The following is a 21295-nucleotide window of genomic DNA, read 5'->3' as shown; positions in this document are numbered from 1 at the left end:
AAAGTAGCAAGGCTTATGGTTTGTTATAAAGTAAACATCATGAAGATACTGATCATTGAAGATTCTGAACCACTTAGACGCAGCTTAGATGTAGGCCTCAATAATCTCGGTTTTACTGTCGATAGTAGCGGTGATGGCTCGCATGGTTTAAGCATGGCACTCAGCGGTGATTATGATCTAATTATTCTTGATTTAATGCTGCCAAGTGTCGATGGCATGAGCATACTCAAAGCACTACGCAGCACTTCAAGTCAAACTCGGGTGCTTATTTTGTCAGCACGCTCAGAAGCACAAGATAAAATTTCAGGCTTAATGACAGGCGCTGATGATTACCTAACAAAACCGTTTTCATTTGAAGAATTACACGCTCGCGTATTAGCACTTTCTCGCCGTGGTCAGCTGCACAGCCAACAAAATACCTTATCAGTTGCTGATTGCGTATTAGATTTGAGCTTAAAAACGCTGCATTATCAACAGCAACCAGTCAACCTGACCCGTAATGAATATAAAATTATTGAGTGCTTGTTCAGCGCCAAAGGGCGAGTAATGGGGCTTGAAATGATCAGTGAAGCCGTTGTTGGCCAATTTGATATGCTCTCAAAGAACGCTCTCGAAGCACACATTTCCGCAGTCCGGAAAAAAGTGCGTCAACTCGGTGGCGAGCTACCTATCAAAAACAAACGTGGATTCGGTTATGTTGCCTCACAAGACTAAGCTCCATTCAATCAAACGTAAGCTGGTAAATAATATTACAGCTGTTATTTCACTGATCTTAGTTACTATTTTTTTAACGGTCGATCTAAGCGTCGACTCTTGGGTAGAAAACCAATTTAATCAATCATTAACTAACAAAGCTAATTATTTAAAAACCCTAGTAAAAGATCATGCTGGCAAGCTTGAATTTGATTTTGCTGGCGAATTTATGTCTGAATACGAGCAAGCCAATCCCAGCGAGTTTTATCAGCTTTGGCATGAACAACACACTTTTGAAAAGTCAGATTCGCTACAGCTCTACCCCGGTGTTGATTTGCCTAATATAGATATTGCCATTAATGAATTTAGAATTATTGATTACAGCTTGCCAAATGGCGAAGCTGGGCGTGCAATGATCAGCCATTTTATTGCCCAACAAGCAGACGACAATACAGCTGACAGTGGCCATTTTAATACCATGGTATTAACCATTGCCGCCCCAACCGCAGCACTGAATAAAGTGTTGATCATTATTGATGTAGTGTTTGTTCTTACCTGTATTATTGCAGTGTTTGGCGTGCGCTATTTAGTCACCCGCATAGTCAATCGCGACCTGTATCCACTGAATAACCTAAACGAACAAATTAAACAGCTGGATATCACCGAAACAGCACAGATCATTAACAGTGATTTTAAAGTAGAAGAAATTGAGCCAATCCGTAATGAACTCAATAAATTTATTACTACTAATCAACAGCTTTACCAAAACGAAAAACGCCTCACCAGTGATATAGCCCATGAATTAAAAACACCGATTGCGGAACTAATTAGCCTTTCAGAAGTGGCGCTACGTTACCCCAATGACGAGCGAATTAGCGCCACTTATACCAGTGATATACTGGCTATTTCACAGCGCATGAAAACCATAGTTAATAACCTGCTTTTATTACAACGCGCGGGTAGCAGTGCCATTGAGCTGACTATTGAGAAACTCAATTTAAGTGCTTTTATTAACAATATCAGTAATGAATTACAGTTTAAGCACCCAGATATTGAACAACGATTACAACTCGACATTGCCGAAGATTTGCTTGTTAACGTTGATAAGTTTTGCTTGCACACTATCTTATCTAACTTACTCGATAACGCATTATTTTATGGTGAACGCCAACACAGCGTTAATTTGCAGGTAACACAAGCCAGTGACAAAACAATAATTACACTTTGTAATACCCTCGCAACACCATTAAGTGGGCAACAACTTGAAGCGATTTTTGATCCGCTCTATCAATTAGATAGTTCTCGAACCAATAACCAACGCCACGGCTTAGGATTGGCGATAGTAAAGAGTTTATGTAACCTAAATAACTTTACTATCAGAGCTGAGAATAAAGCAGATTCTCGTTTAGCATTAATTTTAACATTACCCAATTAAGATAATTGGTTTAGTATGGATATATACCCAAACAATAAGGACAATTATGAATCTCACTCAGCGTATTAGCAGTTACTTTATTTTATCGCTTTTACTGTGTATTAGTTTTGCCAGTCATAGCGAACCGGGGCTTTGGAAAATCGAAAAAAATGGCGTTAACAGCTATTTATTTGGCACCGTACATGTGGGCGATGCCAGTATGAAAGGCCTGCCAGGGAAAGTCACCAAAGCCATTGATGCCAGTGATAAAGTGATTGTTGAAGTAGATATCAGTGCAATTAGCCCGATGGAAATGCAGCGCCGCTCTCTGCCATTTATGATGCTAAAAAACGGTAAAACCCTACAAAGCGAATTATCAGAGCAGAACTACGCCAAATTAAAAGAATACTTCAGCAAAAAGTCGATAGATATCGCAATGTTTAATAACCTAGCCCCATGGGCGGTGATGGTAACCATGATGCAAATGGAATTTCAAAACGTGGGGTTTTCTGATCAAACCGGCATTGATAAACAAGTACTCGCCTACGCTAAAGAGAAAAAAATAGCGGTTGGTGAATTAGAAACCCTTGAGTATCAAATGGAAATGTTTAATCACCTCTCGTTATTAAGCAACGAGATGATTGAAGAAACGTTTGAACAGCTTGCCGACGTAGAAACCTACTTTATTACCTTAGTGGATGCGTGGAAAAATGGCGATATGGCTACGCTAACGAAGTACTACAATGAAAGCTTTGACGACAGCAACTATGGCGAGATCAGCGAACAAGTAATGCTTATTGAACGTAACAATAATTGGGTAAAAGAACTCACGCCACGCATCGGTAAAGAAAAGCTATTTATCGCCGTAGGCGCCCTGCACTTGCCAGAGCAACACGGTTTATTAAAGCAATTTAAAGATCAAGGTTTTACAGTAACTCGCCTTTAATTACTTACAGAAAACAACTCACCCGCTTGGCTAGTAATAGCCAAGCGCCCCAGTTTTCTACTCTCCCTCATTTACTTCTCATTCCCTTCTCTTTGTGCAAAATGTGTTTAAGTGAATTATTCACAAAGAGGCTGAGGTTGGCGTAGGTCGTGCTTTAGCGCGCCACTTCCAATAGCTAATAGATTCTCGCCATAAATGACGACCTACAGGATGAATAATCAGGCTTTGTGCCTCATGGATTCAGCTCAATGAATCTGTTGTTCTCCTCTCATTTACTGCTCATTCATTGCTCTTTGTACAAAAAAATTTAGTGAATTATTCACACGCTCCCACAAAACCAACGCTTTGCTAAGCGCAATACAATAGCTGGCTAAAACTGGTGAGGTAAGAGAAAAAAGCCAACTGTTTTTTGCCCGTTTAATTGCCTTGATATATTTTCTATACCATAATCCAATATATATTGGTATTTTAAAGGTTTTACATTATGGCTAAGAATACAAGCGTAACATTAGGCGATCATTTCGATAAATTTATAAATCAGCAACTTAACTCAGGTCGTTATGGTTCAGCAAGTGAAGTAGTACGTGCTGGTTTAAGAGCCCTAGAAGATCAGGAAATAAAGATGATGAATTTACGAAGTATGCTAATTGACGGTGAAAACAGTGGCGTTGCAGATTACTCGTATGATTCTTTGATTTCAGAGCTGGACAAAGATAACCACTAATGTCGAAATTCGAATTATCAGGAAAAGCCAAAAGCGATTTAATAAAAATAGCCAAATATACTCAGTTAAATTGGGGTACAGCGCAAAGAAATGACTATTTAAAACTGTTAGATAGTACTTTTCATCAATTAGCCAACGAACCTATGCTGGGAATTAATTGCGATTACATAAGAGAGGGTTATCGAAAACAGCCTCAAGGAAGCCACGTAATTTATTATAAAAAACATAAAGCACAGCAAATTTTAATCGTGAGAATATTACATAAAAGTATGGATGTTCACCGCGCGCTCTGAAAAATATAACGAACCTGTAGCATCACTCGTTTTTAATTTATTTTTATTGATGGTTCAACCATAGCCGAGTTGCTATTTTGCTTAAATCGTTTGATGATACTCGTGTTGGATTATCGATTATTTAAGCATGCTAATACTAAGCGTTAAGCTCCCCTCATTTACTGCTCATTCATTACTCTTTGTGCAAAAAAAATTAGTGAATTATTCACAACGAGGAAAAGAGACGCTGCGCTTTAGAGGAAGTAAACGAATTTGTTTATTGATTTAGAATTGACCATCACTATATAAAAACTGTCAAAAAAACATTAGTGCCTATTGCCAGAGTTAAGGCTCATATGTGTTATGTGTTGCCACGCTCCGCTGTCAAAGATGAGCTTTCATCCAACCTCTCGAAGTCATATTTAACCTTAGATACGACAAACAAGTCACACTGAACAACTGCCGCATCATTTAAATTAAAAAGGACATAATTATGCCCTTTAGTTAAAGAGCTTTTATAAATAATCCCGTCATACCCTTTCGATTTAATAAACTCTGATATTACTTGCGTCGGCGCATATTCTGATTTGGAATCAGATTCCGTTACAGGCCAAGAAAAAGCAATATCCATCGCAGCCCACACAGCGTCAATTTTCTGCTCAATAGAAGGTTCGTCGATGTAAAAATATGGGTACTGCTCGGCCTCAGCAGTCTCCGAAAAATCTATCAACTTCATATCCTTTGTCAAATGCAATTTAGCGATTGTTACGGGTAATCCAGGCCAAGGCCTCACTTCGTGTACCGCAGTTTCTGCATCTGCTGCTACATATAAACAAGGGTTCCCTTTTAAGTTCGCTCTCCCCTCTGAGGGGCTATTGCTCAAGGGTTTCATTCGCTTAAATGAATAAGGAATACGCTTATCAACATGGAACTCTTGTTCTGCACTATCAGTAGCCTTTTCCTTATCGCATCCAGTTTGTGCACGCCATACCACAGAACCAGATTTCAAGGTTTTAATCCTGTCATTACAAGTGTCATTAATTGAATTTAGAAATTCACTCGACTCATGATCTAAAGTGTAGCGCAACTTAGAGCACGCTTTTTTAGAAAAGTCAGAATAGCTTAACCAAGATTTGAAGCTCATTCATACTCCTTAGTTTGTAGTAACACATAACACTTACAACAAGCAGTTTTGTGACGTTCTTCCACAAAATTATTCTACTACTAGTATCTAAATCAGGTGAATATTATATTCTTGGCCAGCAATTATCACCAAAATACCTGAATGCATGAGATGGTCTATCAATTTTGATAAATGTAACCTAAGCTGCTACTTCCATTGAGCTATCCTTGTCATATAAAAATTTAATCAAAGAGCACGTTCCTCTTTTATTCAAAAGGCGCGTTCTCTTATTTACATTACTCATTAATAACAAATTATGTAACTGTTTGCTATCCATATAACCAAACCACCTAAAGATGCAGAATTCAGCGTTTCTCTGGTGCTTAATATCAAGGCGTTACTTTGCAAGAATGGCTGTTGGGTTTTGTTGCTCTCAACCCAACCTACGGCGGTAAATTTAACGCCGAGCTGATCTGGTTTTTCCTAGCACCTAAAACCTAGAACCTTTTCCTTATCTAAAATCAGCCATATCTAAATAGTGCTCTATCCCGGCAATTTTATCTTTCGCATGGTGGTTTACATAAATCACTGTGCTACTGCCTGCGGCGCAAATCTTTTCAATCAACAATAAAACTCGCTGTCGATTTGCTTCATCAAGCCCTAAACATGGCTCGTCTAGAATTAATAATGTTGGGTGTTTTACCATGGCGCGGGCAATCAATAGCATGCGTTGGTCACCAAAAGACAGTTGCGTAAATGGGGTGTTTTTTAACTCACTCAAACCTAATAATGCTAACCATTGTATGGCGATATCAAGCTGAATTTGAGTTGGCTTTTGATACAAGCCAATGCTGTCGTAAAAGCCTGACACTATGGTATTGAGCGCCGAAATACTAACCCGATATTCCATATGCAAAGCATTGGAAATATAGCCGATGTACTGTTTTATTTGCCAAATACTCTCGCCACTGCCACGCTGAAAACCAAACACCTTAATATCATTGTTATAGCACTGGGGATTATCACCGGTAATTAGATTAAGCAGGCAGGTTTTGCCGGAGCCGTTTTTACCACTGAGCTGCCAATGTTGCCGCGCTTTAATAGTCCAATTTAACTGACTAAAAATAACTTTGCCACTATAACTGACGCTGGCATTTTGCAATCGCACTAACTCAGAGTCATTAAACTCTGGGGCACTGTGCGCTTCGTCTTTGTTAGGGATGGTTAAATCAGTTTGTTGTAGGTGTAATAATTTAAATAAATCATCGCGCTGCTTAAGGTCAGGAGTTGCTAGTTGCTGTTGTAATTCGCCATTTTTCACATAACCATAATGCGTAATAAATACGGGGATTTCGTCTAACCGATTAACCACAAAGGCCATGGTCATGCTGGCACTTAGTTCGATTAATACGCTACGTAATAGCTCAACGCTTTGTACATCCAAACCATCAAAAGGCTCATCAAGCACAATCAATTCGGGGCGATTACTTAATGCTTTAATTAACATCAGCTTGCGTGTTTCCCCTGTGGAGAGTGCGCGCAAACGTTGCTTAAGCAATGGCGCAAAAGCAAAACCTGTAATTAGTTGCTGGCATAACTGCTCATCAAAGTTTGCGCTTGATTGCTGATAAATTAACTCAGATACCAATTTAGGGCTGGTTTTACCATCGCTGATGTCGTCTTGATCCGCTAATAATTCGGCGGCAATTAATTGCTTTTGCAGATCTGAAGAGACGATTTCGGTACGCTCAAAATCACAGCTTCGCGTACCACTGACAATATTAGCTTGATCAAGTAATACTGCTGTTATAGCTGATTTACCTGCGCCGTTATCACCAAGCAGCAGCCAATGCTGATCGCTTGTCACTTGCCAAGTTAGATTGCTTACAACAAAATTTGCTTGCTCATCGGTGCCAAGGCTGGCAGTAACATTATTTAATTCGATTGACTTCACAGCGCTTCCTTTAGCCTGACGAGTTTAATTTAATTTGAAAGTACATGACTTTAATTACAATGGCTATAGAATAAAATTCACGCTATTTAAACCTTTTTAAATCGGCTCGCGTCTAACCTATAAAATCATCAACAAGAGTAACAAACATGAACACAGCAAGCATAACTACCTTAGCCAGCGTTTTATTAACCTGTAGTGCTTTTGCCCAGGCAGAGCATAAAATTGAGCACTCCTTTGATATCAGTGGGCAGCAAAAACTCGCCATTGACGTACCGGTCGGAAGCCTTGAACTAAGCACTAATAAAGGTAACCAAGTCACTGTCTCTATTGAATTAAAAGCTAAAAATAACGGTATATTCAGTGATGATGTAAAACTTGAAGAGATCACCCTGCACCATGAACAAAGCAGCGATAGATTAAGCCTGTCGATTGATGAAGATGATGTGCAACAAACTTGGCTAGTAAGTATGCCAGAGGCTATGGCGATAGATTTAGCACTGGGTGTTGGTGATATTGAAGTAAATAAGTTTGCTAACTCTGCGGCAATTGACGTTGGTGTAGGCGCGGTTCGCATCAGCAGTGCATTAGCCGACTATCAATCGATCACGCTTGATAGTGGTGTAGGTGATACCAAGATCTCGGGAATGAAAAATGATGCTAAGCATAGCCGTAAAATGGTCAGCTCAACCAGCAAATACCGCGGTGATGGCCAGCACACTATTAACATTGAAGTTGGTGTAGGCGATATAAAAGTCCGCCACTAGCAGCAATCAGCCCTTATCAAATACGTGTATAAGGGCTTTTTCAACATCACTTACCCCCAACGGTTTGTACACATGACCGTTCGCGCCTAAATCATAAGTTCGCTCTAAATCACTTGCTGCAGTATTGGCTGTGACAACAATAATTGGGGTCGTTGAATTAAGCTCTTGGCGAATAATATCAATCGCTTGAAAGCCATCCATCACTGGCATATTTAAATCCATAAAAATCACATCAAAGCTGTGCTCTGTAAGCTTTTCTGTTGCGATCAAACCGTTTTCGGCCGTTTCAACGGTGTAGTTAAAGTTACTTAAAATACGCGATAAAATCGTCGCATTGAGTAAATTATCTTCCACCACTAAACAATTTAACGATGCCGGTAATAACGCAGGCTCTGTGGTGGATTCTAATTCAGCCAGTGGAATTCGGATCTTAACTTTTGCGCCATGTGGCGATAGATCGTTAAATTCAATCCCTCCTTGCATAGCACTAATAATATGCTGAACGCGTACTAAACCAGTTTGCAAGCCTTGAAAGTTATTATCACGATCTGTGTTATCTACATTTAAATAAGGGTAACTCTGCTCAAACCCTATTCCGCTATCGGTCACTACAATTCGTAATTGACCTTCCCGATAGTCCACCGTGATTGCAATCAAACCCTTGCTGGTATATTTAACCGCATTACTTAATAGTTCAGTGATGATTTGCTGCACACGCTTGTGATCAACTAGCAGATATTGATTTAACTCGGCACTTAAGTTTACTGCAAACTGCAGCTGTTTAGTCTCACATGCATATCTAAATGGGGTGATCACAGACTCTAGACTCGTCAGTAGGTTTTGCTGCACAGGTTTTAGCTGCCACTGCCCAATACTAAATTGTTGTAATTCATGCAGTTCATCTAACATAGCAACAATCCTGCTAGCGCAATATTTTGCTTGCAGTTGTACTTGTTGTTGCTCTGCTGGTAACTGTAATTGCTCAATCGAATCAACCAGCCCTTGCAGCGGCGTTCTAAATTCATGGCTTGCCCGCGCAATAAAACGTTCTTTGTTATGACTGATCTGCTCAACTTGTGCTTTTTGTTGTTGGTATTTATTGATTGCAGCAGTGATCTGTTGCTCCATTGGCCGGAAAATATATTTTAATTCAATCAGCAATAAGGCTAAAGTGCATAACCAAAAACCAAGCTCGAGATAAGCAAGCAGCTGTACTTTTTGTTTTGCATGTTGCTCAAATAAAGTTACCGCACCATCCAAATTTTTGAGTAGTTCTTCACTCTCTGCCACTCTAAATAGGTACTCTGGCGTTCTTACTTCTGGATTGTTCAATAATAACTGGGCGTTATCTAAATATGCCCGAAAGCTTTGCGCAAGGTTTACTGGGGGAGAAAAATAATAACTAACTAGTTCTTCATTTAAATACGCATAACCACCACTTGGGTGCTGCTGCACTAAAAACTTATGACCTAAGGCAAACTCAGCGCTTGCGTGGCGTAATACATCAAGGTGTAATTGCGTATCTTTATCGACATCGCTGATTAGGGCATTGCTATGCCACGCTATTTTTTGCGATAACATGCGTTGCTTACCTGCCACGTTGATAATATGCGCGTCGTCTTTTTGCACAAAAAACATATACTGAATAAGCAATGCACCTGCAGTGCAGAGAATAGCGATCGCTAATAACGCCCAACGATAGCGAGACCGAATATTAGCAATAATGTGGATCATAAGAGGCTCTTTTTTTCGTTAAGTGTAGACCACGAAAAATAATCTGACACGCGACTAAATAAAATAAACCCCGTTTTTATCCGGGGTTTATTAATTATCTATTCTCTAAACGATTATAATCAAATAAACCGTATTCTACGCCACGATATTGCTTGGCAACGCGATGCAAAATATCACTGTATTGCCAAAACTGCGGATGCGTGCGGCGAATAGCAAATTGACTTTTCAAAGCGCTATAGTCGGCTTCAATTTGCATCATAGGTAACTGCTCTGCAAATGATGCAAGCTGTTGTGGATTGTTCAAATACCAAATTGCTTCAGGATAGTCACCAATAAAACCAGGCACGATAGTGACGGTATCCTCGGCATAAGCACGCTGCCCTTCTTCGTTTAATAAGCTGGAAATATTATAGTGAGCATTATGGTGGATCAAGGTATAGGCTTGATGTTCTTTATCGCCGTCTTTGACTAACACATAAGATATTTGCGGCAATAAGTTTACGGCCTTAGCAGGCATGTTATTTAACTGCTGTAACGGCTCAGGCACTTGCCTATAATCATAGCGTTGGCTAAGAACAGGCTTAAGAGTTTGTTTAATTAAACCATATAGTTCATGTTGATGATCTTGGGTTTGATATTCAACCCCTGTTGGTTGGCTAAAGCTTTCACCACTTTCAAAGAACTCTGTAAGGCTAGTTGGCGATTTACGATACCAATTTGCTTTTAGCTCTTGGCGCTGCTGCTTTGGCAACAATGCTAAAAAGTTTTGCTCTCCTTCGAGGCGTAAAAAGTCCATATATAAGCGCGTAATTAGTTGATGACCAATATTGCCATACACATCAAAGCCCGCCACCAATAGGTAATGTATACGCTCAAATAGTGCGTAGTCTAATACCCACATGGTTTTTGGCTCTTGGCCTATAAACCCTTTAACGACTGTTGCGCTATCAAAATGGCGAAATATAGTCAGCGCGGCGCTATCATTCACCCCTTCACCACGCCATAACACGTCAGTGGTCAAGTTCTCACCGTTTTCAAACATACGATTCGCCAACTCTACTTTCGCTTTTAGGTAAGTGCTTTGGCGTTTAGAATATTTTACCCAACTAGAAATTGGTAATGCATTGCTTTCTTCCGCTGCGGGCAATGCAAGTGCATCTTCATGCTGCATTAGCATTTGCCCAACTTCTGGTGTCGCAGCTTTATCAGGATCAGCGAACGCCACCCAAAAATGATCATTAATAACATTTAAGGCAATTTGACCACGGCATACAGGCCCTTTGATAAAGCCCATGATAATTAATTCTGCTTCATCAAGCATAAATTGATATTTAGATTTCGTTGGAATTGCCGCAAAAGATTTAAACGGGTTAGATGCAACATCAACGGTATAGCTCGGCATTTTTTCAACCGTGTAATCCGCGGCAATAAACTGCTGGTATAAACGAGCCAGTTTAGTATCGTCTAGCGCCAGTGGTAGGTGTGTTTTTGCCAAGATGGTTGATCTATCGTGCATCAAACGATAATACACACGCTCAACTTTCGGGTCATCATAAGGACGACGCGTATTGACTAACTGAATATCTTGCCCTGGTGGCGTACTTGAGCGCACGAGCTTAAAGAAACTTTTTTCACCATCTTGGACAAAGTAAATATGCGCTAAATACCAATGTTCAAATATGTAGCGTGCAGCTAATTGATGTTTTAAACCATCTTGATTTAAAAAGCTTTCCCAACGCTGGGCTTGTGCAATCACGGCTTTACTTGGCGGTTTAATATGCGCCATTTTGCCACCGTTTTTAAGCCATTTTTCTAGGTGCTTAAATTCAGTCCGTGAAATACCGGGTAATCCGTAAGGCATACCTGCATGCGGTTGACTATCTGCAAAGCGGTCAAACTCGCCCATGCTGGTACAGCTTTGTTCGCGATCCAGTGAAAAATCAAATTCATCATCAAGAATATCATCTTCAGGTAAAGGCGAGCTCATTTTCAGTACTAAGCTGTTATACAGTACACTACCAGCCAGATTAGCTTGCTCCGACTGCTCTCGCTCATTTAGCACTGGTTTAAAACCTTTTTCGCGCCATTGGTCGGTTTGCGTGGCATCAAACAATAACCGACTCGGTGTTGAGGCTAACAAACGGGTGCCGTCATACACTAGCTCTTTACTTAAACCACGGTCGATCCCTTCTGGCGATGACAATTTAAGTTGGCATGGTGCATCGTAACAACCATGACACACAACACAGCGGCTTTCTAGCACAGGTTGTACGTGCTGTAAAAACTCGGCACCGCTACCAGTAGTATGCTCAACGATGCGTTGTTGTGTTTGTTCTGGCCCAAAAAGTTGATTGTAATGGGCTGCGCCTAAGTAAGCGCAGCCGCTGAGCACAATAATAAATACACTCAGCAAAAAAGACTTTTTCATCGTTTTATTCGTCCTCATCACCCAGATCAAAGGTCGGCATCATATCCATTTGCGGTGACACAAATGTTTGCTCTGACTGCGTATCGAGCACAGCACTTAACAATGGCCCGTGGGTTAAAGTTAGCTGTGCGTGATGTGCTTCGCTTGTTAAGTCGGCAAACGCCGGGTTATGAGCTTCGATAATATAATCTGCAATAGTAATAGCAATACTGCTATCTGATGCTGGATTTTGACAAAGCTGGGTAAGTAAGTCGTCATCTAAAAGTACGCTTAGCGAAAGATCTGGGGTCGATAAATCTCGCTCACTTAAAGTCTCATCAAAAAGAAATAACGGAAGGGTTAAACTGCTATCTTGCTCTAATTCCATGTGCTGCTCTCTAAATACGGCTGTTCAGGCTTTTAATAGAAAGATTATAGCAAATAATAGCATCAAAAATTAGCTAAAGATTTCAGCAGTTAGTGGCTTTTTACCCACCAACTGTTGAAATGTAACGGCACTCACTGTGCATTTTGGTAAATCTACCAAGGTAGAGTTTCACCATTTGCATGCCAAAAACCACCGCTATTACTGAGATTGAGTTCATCAATACGCTTTGTTAAGCACTGCGCAGATTCCTCTGCTGAAATATCACCTGCAAAATTAACCATTTGCGTTTGCACAAAGCCAGGGTGAAATAATCCAACAGCAATTTTTTTACTCTTTAATTCATGAGCTAGGCTGACCGATGCCGCGTTAAGTGCAGCTTTTGACATGCGATAGCCGATATAACCACCCGAGCTATTATCGGCAATTGAACCCATGCGGCTGGTGATCATAGCAACTTTAGCATCAACACCTAGGCTGTGGATCAAAGCATGAGTCACTCGGATCGGCGCTACTGCATTTACGGCAATTTGCTGATTGAGGGTGTCAAAATCCATTTCAGCCATCGTCTCATGGTAAAAAATACCGGCATTGTTGATCAGCAGATCTATTTTATGGCCATGCAACTGGCTTTCAAGCGTTGCAATGTCTGCTGCATTGGCAACATCGATATTACTGATCACCGTAACATCTAATTCTTTAAGTTCATCGCTTGGATTACGCACCACGGCCGTAACCTGATAGCTCTTTGCTAAATATTGCTGACATAAATTAAGGCCAATGCCACGGTTTGCGCCTGTAATTACCACGTGTTTTGTCATACTTTTGCTCCCATTTTATATACAACTATTAATTGAGAACTTGGGGCAAAGAAAAATAAAAAAAGCCCCACAATGCTTTTTTAGTCAATTTCATTAACCGTAACTAGCTGCATTTCACATCATTCATAGCCGAGGTCATAATTGAAAACACAGCGCCTTGTGGATCGGTGATCACACTAAAACGACCCACTTCAGGGATGTCAGTAGGAGGAACACAAACTTCACCACCAAGCTGCTGAGCCGTTGCGGCATAATTGTCACAATCATCGACAGCAAAATAAATCATCCAGTGAGCTGGAATATCCGCAGGCCATTCGTCCGTCATTTCAAGCATCCCTGCAACCGGCTGATCAGCGACTGTGAATAACGTGTAGTTCATGCCTTCCATTCGTTTTTCAACACATTGCCACCCTAATAACTGGCAATAAAACTCACGGCTTTTTGCACTATTGCGCGTTGCCAGCTCATGCCAATACGGGGTATTTAGCTCACCTAAGCGTTTGCATCCTTTATGCTTATTACCTTGCCATAAAGCAAATAACGCACCACCTGGTTCATTGAGTAACAGCATGCGACCCGCGTCCATTACATCATGCGGCCCTGCGATAATCTCAGCACCTAATTGTTTGGCTTTTGCAGCCACTTCATCAATATTATCTACCGCAATATAAGCTAACCAATGACTCGGCGTCGCTGCATTTTTTTGTTCGTTCGGCATTTGAAACATGGCAGCAATATCATCACCTTGCTTTTGCAACATAGTGTAATAAAGATCATCACCAATCGGTTGATCATCCGCCCCCCAAGCAAAGAGTTCAGTATAAAAAGCTTTACCATTTTTCCAATCTGATGTGCATAATTCTGACCAACAGAAAACCCCATGGGGATGATTTGTTTTTGTTTCGCTCATGGTTCATTCTCCTTAAAAAATACATTTATTAAAGTTAAAGGAGGAAAGCCATTTTAGCCAATTTTATTTGTAGCATCAGCCGTTACTGATCCTGGTAACACAAGGCTTCATTTAATTAATCACAACAGTGAGGCACGATTCGAGTTGAAAATATTGATAATGGTATTAAATAAATGTATAAATACGAACAATTTTTACTACCATCTTAAATAGTGATTATATTGTGACCATGAAATATTATTTACCGTTTTTACTTACACCTTTAGCAGCACTGGCTAATACTCAAGCTGATATTGAACAGATCACAGTATCCACTACTCGTAGCACTGCCCCTGTAAGTACAGTACCTGCAACAATTAGCGTGATCAGCGCAGCTGACATTGCCAAGCAATTAGCCCACACTCAAGATCTCTCGCAAATTCTTGGTAACTTATTACCAAGCTTTTCACCAAGCAGACAAAAAATGACCAGCGCAGGTGAAACACTACGCGGCCGTGAACCACTTTATATGATTGATGGTGTGCCACAATCAAACCCGCTGCGCAACGGCTCACGTGATGGCAATACCATTGACCCTGCGATGATCGAGCGCATTGAAGTGATCAGCGGTGCTAATGCAATTCAAGGCATGGGCGCCAGTGGCGGTATTATTAATATTATTACCAAAACCCCTGGCGATGATAATCATCAAGTTACTGCTGGATTTAGTGCACCAACAACCGGTGGTAGCGATAGCCAAAGCTATAAAGCCAGCTATTTATTTAGCCAAGAAAAAGACGATTTAAGCATTGTCGCGGGTGTATCTGCACGCAGCACGGGTATGTACCGTGATGGCAATGGCGATTTAGTCGGTCTCGATGGCGCTCAAGGTGATACCCAAGACTCAACCAGCCTAGATTTATTCTTCAAGGCCAAGTACCAATTAGACAGTGAACAAAGCCTACAAGTGATGCTTAACCATTACAACATTGAAGGGAATGGCGACTATTTAGCAACCAATGGTGATGTAGCAAACGGGATCCCGACTGGTGCTGAAAAAGGTAATATTGAAGGAGAAGCGCCGCGTAACCGTGTTACTACTGCCACTGTTGACTATGTACATAACAATATCGCTGGCGGTAGTTTATCACTGCAAGTATTTATGCAGGATTTTGCTGCCATGTACGGCGGTGGTAACTTTGCGACATTCCAAGATCCTGCTTATGGCGATGATATTTTCGACCAGTCTCAAAATAAATCACAAAAGTTCGGTGGCCGCTTAACCTATGCCAAAAATAACCTTGCTGGCAGTGATTTTGATTTAGTGACTGGGCTTGATTTATTAAGCGATGAAACCTATCAAGAGCTAGCACAAACAGGTCGTAACTGGGTTCCAGAAACAAAATTTAATAATGCTGCACCATTTGCACAGCTGCGCTTTGATGGTCTTGAAGATTGGACCTTCAACGTCGGCGCACGGTATGAATACGGCAAGTTAAAGGTTGATGACTTCACTACCCTCGCCTCTTACGGCAGCACCTTTGTTGAAGGTGGCGAGCCAAGCTTTAACGAGTTACTGGGCAATGTAGGTGTTGTTTATCAAGTCACTAAAGATTTACGTTTTTATGCCAGCTACAGTGAAGGCTTTAGCATGGCTGATGTAGGGCGAGTATTGCGTGGCATTAACCAACCAGGTTTATCGGTTGAAAGCTTTTTAAACCTTGAACCGGTGATTTCAGACAACCGTGAAGTAGGCCTTGAATACAACAATGATTTAATTAGTTTTAAAGCCAGCTACTTTGAGTCAGACTCAGATTTAGGCTCACGTTTACAAGCCGATGCCGATGGTATTTATAGCGTGCAACGTGAGCGCACTGAAATTCATGGTTTTGAAGCAAGTGCTCAGTATTACTTAAACGATGAGACTACATTTGGTGCCAACTACGCAGACACTCAGGGTCAATACGATGGGGATGGCGATAACATTGTAGAAAGTGATTTAGGCGGCAGTAATATTTCACCAACACGCCTTAACTTATTTTGGCAACAACAGTGGTTCAATAACATCGACAGCCGCTTACAAGTTAATAAGCTATTTGATCGTGACTATAATACCGGCGGTGAATTTGCAGGTTATACAACCGTTGATTTATCAGTTAATTACCAAACCCAACAATACGGCGCATTTAGCCTAGGTATTGATAATTTAACCGATAAGTTTTATATCACTTATTATGGCCAAACTAACCCTGCCGCGACTCGTTACTTTGCGGGCACTGGCCGCGTAGCCAGTGTGAATTGGAGCTTTGGCTTCTAGGCAATATTTAAAAGAGCGCGCAAGCGCTCTTTTAATGACTATGACCACCGCCTAGTGCTTTGCCGCCGGCATCATAAAAACCCGAGGCGCCGTGCTCAATAAAGCCCAAGTTAATCATTTTTGCTAAAAATGGGTCGCCCTCGTTATCACCAATATCTGCGTAATCGGTGGTTTGAAAGCTATCCCAGTTGGCAAATTGTTGCATCACAGCCGCTTTATCAAATTTCACCTTATCCAGCGTTAGTGTTTGCGTTAGCTGTGGTTTGCTAATACGCATTGAGCTTAGCAGCTTTTTATTGACCAACCATGCAAGCTCTATCTTGGTATCACCTTGCACTAATTGATAATTTTGCAGTTGTTCACACCCTTCGCCCTGCTCACTCTTGAGAGTCATTTTTGCAATAAAATCATCACTTACTAACTGATATTTAGTACTCCAATCTTGCTCGCCTTGCACTTCGCTTGGCTGGTATTCAATACCACGCTGGTGCGCTTGAAAATAACGAATTGGCCGAATTTGCTGGTTACTCAGTTGCTGCCATACTTCGACTAACTCACTGCCTTGTTCCGCGACCTGATGCGGCGTTCGCCACAAAGTAAATTGCTGCGCCTGCGCGAGTGTATTATTTGTTGTTTGCTCACTGTTAACTTGATAGTTAGCTTGTACATACTGGCTTTCAAGTGCGCACTGCGAGGCACTGGCCAATGGGCTAATTAGCAGTAAAGATGCGATTAGTTTTTTCACTGAATTCTCTTTTTGATGTAATACTTTAGATCACTGTAAAGTGTTTGTTTGGCAAATTAATGACAAAGAGCAACTCAAATGTGAGTTGCTCTTTTAGTTCAGCCTATTTCACTAAAACTGTTTAGTTAGCGACTTTTTCGTCGGCTTGTTTTACTAAATCAGCTGCATAATCCATTACATGGAAAATAAAGCTCTGCTCGTTAGTACCGGTAACTAAATGCGCACCTGGACCACGAGCATACACACCAACATCTTCACCAGCATGGGTTTCAGATGAAAGAGGCACTAGTGCTTCTTGGTGAAAACCAGGGCTTTGCGTGTCTACATCCGTTAAATCAACACGGCCCGTTACAGGAGCAAAGTTATAACCTGCCTCTGCATCTGTTTCCTCACCTAGGTCTCTAAAACCACCACCATTGGTATAACCAACGGTGGTATACGGCATGTTATCGGCAGCAAGACTTGGCTCAGTTTCACCAACAGCCACCACTTTACCTAAAATTGGATTACCGCGTTTAGGGTAACCAGCAATGGTAAATACATGGCTATGATCGGCAGTGACAATAATTAATGTATCTTCGATACTGGTTTTATCAAGCGCCACTTGCACCGCTTTTGACAATTCTATGGTATCGTTTAACGCGTTATAGGCATTACCGGCGTGATGAGCATGGTCAATACGCCCAGCTTCAACCGTTAAGAAAAAGCCTTTATCGTTATTATCTAGTATATCTAATGCTGTTGCTGTCATCTGTGATAAAGATGGTTCGCCCGCAATATCGTTACTACGATCTGCTTCATACTGCATGTGTGATTCATTAAACAAGCCAAACACTTGTTTAGTATTAACCACATCAATCGCATCAAAGCTCGCTTGGTCCATCACATATTGACCATTTGGATATTTAGCTTGCCATTCTGCAGTGAGATCACGACCATCGGTACGATCACCTTCTACTGAACTTACCGCATCTGCTGAATTAAATGCCGCATCTTTCGGTAAGAAATGACGACGTCCGCCCCCCATTACGACTTCAATGCCATCAATATCAACGCTAGGGAAACGTGCTGTTAAGTTCTCTTCGAAATTAACCAGTTGCGAGGCAATATCTTCACAATTTGCCGCCTCAGATTCTGGCATATCTGAAATATCTTCCCAGTTACGATTAGCTGCTTTTGCATAAGTGGCCGCAGGCGTTGCATGGGTGATCCGTGCCGTTGAGATAATCCCAGTCGATTTACCCGCAATTTCAGCAAGTTCTAATGACGTAATTAGCTCATGACCTTTGCCTGATAAACAGTTGCCATTAACTACGGCTTCATCAATACCAATCACGCCAACATCGGTTTTTACACCCGAGGCCATAGCAGTCATCGTACCGGCTGAGTCAGGTGTTTGTGCATCAACATTGTAGGTTTTAGCAAAACCAGAAAACGGCAGTGTTTCAAAGCTTAACTGATGCTCTTCGCCGAGCTTTCCTTCAAGCTGTCCAGCTAGAATGCGCGCGGCAGTAACTGTTGAAATCCCCATGCCATCACCTACAAAAAGAATGACATTTTTCGCTTTGCCCGATTCTTTAACAATATTAGCAATATTATCTTCGCTAGTAGCAAGCTTAGTTTGTGCTTCTTTAAACCATGTATTTGTTGTAAGCGGCGCTAGCTGCTGAGCATTTAATGACGTTGCAGGGTCGTTACACGCTACAGAGGTTGCAGTTACTTCATCGTCATCAAGCTCACCATTTTTATTAGTGTCTTCACCGGTTAGCGTTTCAATACCGCCATTGATACATTGCTCAGAGCCAACCGCAAGGGTGTTTTCAACAGTGAGTGAGTCAATTTTATCGTCATCATCAGAGCAACCAGCCAAGGCAACAACTACCGCAAGAGAAATTAAGTTAAGTTTTTTCATTGTGATCACCATTATTCTTCTATTAGTTCGAGCGCTTGATTGATAATGTGGAAAATAACATTTTGTTCCACTACACCTTGCGCTAACTGTGCACCAGGACCCGTTGCGTGCAATGAAATATCTTCACCGGCATGGGTTTCAGAGCCCATAGGGACTGTTGCTTCTTGATGAAAACCTGGTGTTAAAGTATCAATTGCAGACAAATCAACACGCCCTGCAACCGCAGCCTCTAAATATGACGCTTCGGCATCGGTTTCATCACCTAAATCTCTAAAGCCTAAGCCATTAGCGTAACCCACCGTGGTGTAAGGCATGCCATCAGCCGCAAGTGTTGCTGTATCGCTGCCAACAGCTACAACTTGGCCTAAAATTGGATTACCGCGTTTTGGATAACCAGCAATGGTAAATACATGGCTGTGATCAGCTGTTACTAGAATCAGCGTCTCATTTGGATCGGTATTTTCTACTGCTGCTTTAACCGCATTGGCAAATTCAATGGTGTCATTTAATGCGTTATAAGCATTACCCGCATGGTGGGCGTGGTCGATACGACCCGATTCAACCGTTAAGAAAAACCCTTTCTCATTATTCTTAAGAATATCGATGGCTTTAGTGGTCATTTCGGTCAATGAAGGTTCGCCTGCAATATCATTGCTGCGGTCGGCTTCATATTGCATGTGCGATTCATTAAATAACGCAAATGCACGCGTTGTATAGGTTGTTAAGCTGTCAAATCCAGCTTTGTCGACTACATACTTGCCTTCAGGGTATTGTTGCTGCCACAGTGCTGTAAGGTCGCGCTCATCAGTACGGTCACCTTCGACCTCACTCATTGCATCAGCAGAGTTGAATGCAGGGTCTTTTGGTAAGAAATGACGGCGACCACCGCCCATTACTACTTCAAGGCCATCAACATCAACGCCAGCAAAACGCGCTTCTAAATTCTTTTCAAAATTTACTAACTGTGAGGCGATATCTTCACATCCTGCACTAACCGCAGCTTCTGGCATATCTGAAACATCTTCCCAATTACGATCTGCCGATTTTGCATAAGTTGCAGCAGGTGTTGCATGAGTGATGCGTGCGGTAGAAATAATACCCGTAGCTAGGCCTTTAATTTCAGCAAGTTCAGTGGCTGTAATTAATTCATTACCTGCGACTGTTGCACAATTACCACGTTCAATATCTTCATTAACACCAATAACGCCAACATCCGTTTTAACACCAGAAATGATGGCTGTCATAGTGCCCGCTGAATCCGGTGTTTGTGCATCCACGTTATAGGTTTTTATTTGCGCAGAGTATGGAAACTCCTCAAAACTCAAAAAGCCTTCCTCCCCTAAAGCCCCTTGTTTTTGACCTGTAAGGATGCGTGCGGCTGTTAGTGTAGATACACCCATACCATCGCCCACAAATAGGATCACGTTCTTTGCTTTTGTTGCTGGTACGGTATTAGCCATTGCCTGTTTAGAGGTTATTTTGCTTTGTGCAGCGCTATACCAATCACTTTTCATTTGATTATCTGGTAGTACACCTGCATTTGCCGCTGTAGACAATGCCAGTGTTAAACCAATTGCAGTCGCAATTTTATTAATTTTCATTTTAAATTCCGTTGATACGTTATGGTCAAGAAAGTTAGTAATAATCAGAATATTTATACTAGGCGGGATTTGTTACTGAAAAAGTGACTTTGTGTTACATAACAATGAAAGGTATAATCAATTTAATTTGTTATATCATAACATTACAGTAATTCGGGAGTAAGCGGTAAGCGGTAAGCGGTAAGCGGTAAGCGGTAAGCGGTAAGCGGTAAGCGGTAAGCGGTAAGCGGTAAGCCAAAAAGTTTGAGTGTTGCAAATTATTATGTCAAACACTTAAAAAGTACTCGGGCAACTTAAAACTTACCGCTTATGACTTAAAGCTCAAATCGCAGGCATTAAAAAGGCCACCTAAGTGACCTTTTTTCTAATAATTAACTTTATAAGTTAATTATTACTCATTGAACGTTGCTACAAAGCACCTACGCCTATAGGTAACAGCGCCACCTTCACATGACGTAAATCGTAGGCATTAAAAAAGGCCACCGAAGTGACCTTTTTCTAACAATTAACTTAAAAGTTAATTATTACTCTACGATAGTTGCTACTACACCAGCACCTACAGTACGGCCACCTTCACGGATAGCGAAACGAAGA

At 41.3% G+C, this 21295-nt stretch carries 18 protein-coding genes; 7 read left to right on the top strand and 11 right to left on the bottom strand.

From position 1 onward, the window contains the following. Positions 1-39 precede the first annotated feature (39 nt). The 5 genes from A7968_RS14665 (at position 40) to A7968_RS14645 (ending at position 4070) form a co-directional block, all read left to right on the top strand. A complete protein-coding gene (locus A7968_RS14665; protein ID WP_064667431.1) occupies positions 40-714 on the top strand; it encodes a response regulator transcription factor in 675 nt (224 codons plus the stop codon). Then, entirely contained in the window at positions 695-2128 is a 1434-nt protein-coding gene (locus A7968_RS14660) for a sensor histidine kinase (protein ID WP_064667326.1), read from the top strand. Before A7968_RS14665 ends, A7968_RS14660 begins: the two co-directional genes overlap by 20 nt. Positions 2129-2174: 46 nt before the next feature. Then, positions 2175-3053 (top strand): TraB/GumN family protein, encoded by an 879-nt coding sequence (locus tag A7968_RS14655; protein ID WP_064667325.1) that lies wholly within the window; start codon positions 2175-2177, stop codon positions 3051-3053. 484 nt (positions 3054-3537) lie between these two features. Next, on the top strand, positions 3538-3777 hold the full coding sequence (locus A7968_RS14650; RefSeq protein ID WP_064667324.1) for a type II toxin-antitoxin system ParD family antitoxin: 240 nt from the start codon (positions 3538-3540) through the stop codon (positions 3775-3777). Continuing rightward, positions 3777-4070 carry a type II toxin-antitoxin system RelE/ParE family toxin gene (locus tag A7968_RS14645; protein ID WP_064667323.1) on the top strand — a complete coding sequence of 98 codons (294 nt, stop codon included), beginning with the start codon at positions 3777-3779 and terminating at the stop codon, positions 4068-4070. Before A7968_RS14650 ends, A7968_RS14645 begins: the two co-directional genes overlap by 1 nt. A 340-nt stretch (positions 4071-4410) precedes the next feature. Here A7968_RS14645 and A7968_RS14640 read toward each other — a convergent pair whose 3' ends face one another. After that, positions 4411-5193 (bottom strand): RES family NAD+ phosphorylase, encoded by a 783-nt coding sequence (locus A7968_RS14640; protein ID WP_064667322.1) that lies wholly within the window; start codon positions 5191-5193, stop codon positions 4411-4413. 490 nt (positions 5194-5683) lie between these two features. Then, the gene (locus A7968_RS14635; RefSeq protein WP_064667321.1) at positions 5684-7126 is read right to left on the bottom strand and encodes an ATP-binding cassette domain-containing protein; all 1443 of its coding nucleotides are present in this window, start codon (positions 7124-7126) and stop codon (positions 5684-5686) included. Between the two features lie 146 nt (positions 7127-7272). On the opposite strand from A7968_RS14635, the gene A7968_RS14630 reads away from it, so the two are divergent. Next, positions 7273-7890, top strand: a complete 618-nt coding sequence (locus tag A7968_RS14630) for a toast rack family protein (RefSeq protein WP_064667320.1) — start codon at positions 7273-7275, stop codon at positions 7888-7890. 6 nt (positions 7891-7896) lie between these two features. On the opposite strand, the gene A7968_RS14625 is transcribed toward A7968_RS14630, so the two are convergent. The 5 genes from A7968_RS14625 to A7968_RS14605 form a co-directional block, all read right to left on the bottom strand. Further along, on the bottom strand, positions 7897-9624 hold the full coding sequence (locus A7968_RS14625; protein WP_064667319.1) for a response regulator: 1728 nt from the start codon (positions 9622-9624) through the stop codon (positions 7897-7899). 94 nt (positions 9625-9718) lie between these two features. Next, positions 9719-12052 carry a fatty acid cis/trans isomerase gene (locus tag A7968_RS14620; RefSeq protein ID WP_064667318.1) on the bottom strand — a complete coding sequence of 778 codons (2334 nt, stop codon included), beginning with the start codon at positions 12050-12052 and terminating at the stop codon, positions 9719-9721. A gap of 4 nt (positions 12053-12056) precedes the next feature. After that, entirely contained in the window at positions 12057-12419 is a 363-nt protein-coding gene (locus tag A7968_RS14615) for a hypothetical protein (RefSeq protein ID WP_064667317.1), read from the bottom strand. Positions 12420-12571: 152 nt separating this feature from the next. Continuing rightward, positions 12572-13237 carry an SDR family oxidoreductase gene (locus A7968_RS14610; protein WP_064667316.1) on the bottom strand — a complete coding sequence of 222 codons (666 nt, stop codon included), beginning with the start codon at positions 13235-13237 and terminating at the stop codon, positions 12572-12574. Between the two features lie 103 nt (positions 13238-13340). After that, on the bottom strand, positions 13341-14147 hold the full coding sequence (locus A7968_RS14605) for a VOC family protein (RefSeq protein ID WP_064667315.1): 807 nt from the start codon (positions 14145-14147) through the stop codon (positions 13341-13343). Positions 14148-14376: 229 nt separating this feature from the next. Here A7968_RS14605 and A7968_RS14600 point away from each other — a divergent pair, with 229 nt between their 5' ends. Continuing rightward, the gene (locus A7968_RS14600; protein ID WP_064667314.1) at positions 14377-16443 is read left to right on the top strand and encodes a TonB-dependent receptor; all 2067 of its coding nucleotides are present in this window, start codon (positions 14377-14379) and stop codon (positions 16441-16443) included. A 31-nt stretch (positions 16444-16474) separates the two neighbouring features. On the opposite strand, the gene A7968_RS14595 is transcribed toward A7968_RS14600, so the two are convergent. The 4 genes from A7968_RS14595 to A7968_RS23220 all read right to left on the bottom strand — a co-directional run. Then, positions 16475-17188 (bottom strand): hypothetical protein, encoded by a 714-nt coding sequence (locus A7968_RS14595; protein WP_064667313.1) that lies wholly within the window; start codon positions 17186-17188, stop codon positions 16475-16477. Positions 17189-17309: 121 nt separating this feature from the next. Continuing rightward, positions 17310-19100 carry an alkaline phosphatase family protein gene (locus A7968_RS14590; RefSeq protein WP_064667312.1) on the bottom strand — a complete coding sequence of 597 codons (1791 nt, stop codon included), beginning with the start codon at positions 19098-19100 and terminating at the stop codon, positions 17310-17312. An 11-nt stretch (positions 19101-19111) separates the two neighbouring features. Beyond that, positions 19112-20701 (bottom strand): alkaline phosphatase, encoded by a 1590-nt coding sequence (locus A7968_RS14585; protein ID WP_064667311.1) that lies wholly within the window; start codon positions 20699-20701, stop codon positions 19112-19114. A 524-nt stretch (positions 20702-21225) separates the two neighbouring features. Further along, a partial coding sequence (locus A7968_RS23220) for an EF-Tu C-terminal domain-related protein (RefSeq protein WP_455710328.1) occupies positions 21226-21295 on the bottom strand: 70 nt, incomplete at its 5' end.

Source organism: Pseudoalteromonas prydzensis (assembly GCF_001661495.1).
GTDB classification, from domain to species: domain Bacteria; phylum Pseudomonadota; class Gammaproteobacteria; order Enterobacterales; family Alteromonadaceae; genus Pseudoalteromonas; species Pseudoalteromonas prydzensis.
Note: the sequence above shows the minus strand (reverse complement) of the source record. Positions and strands in the feature narration are given on the sequence as shown.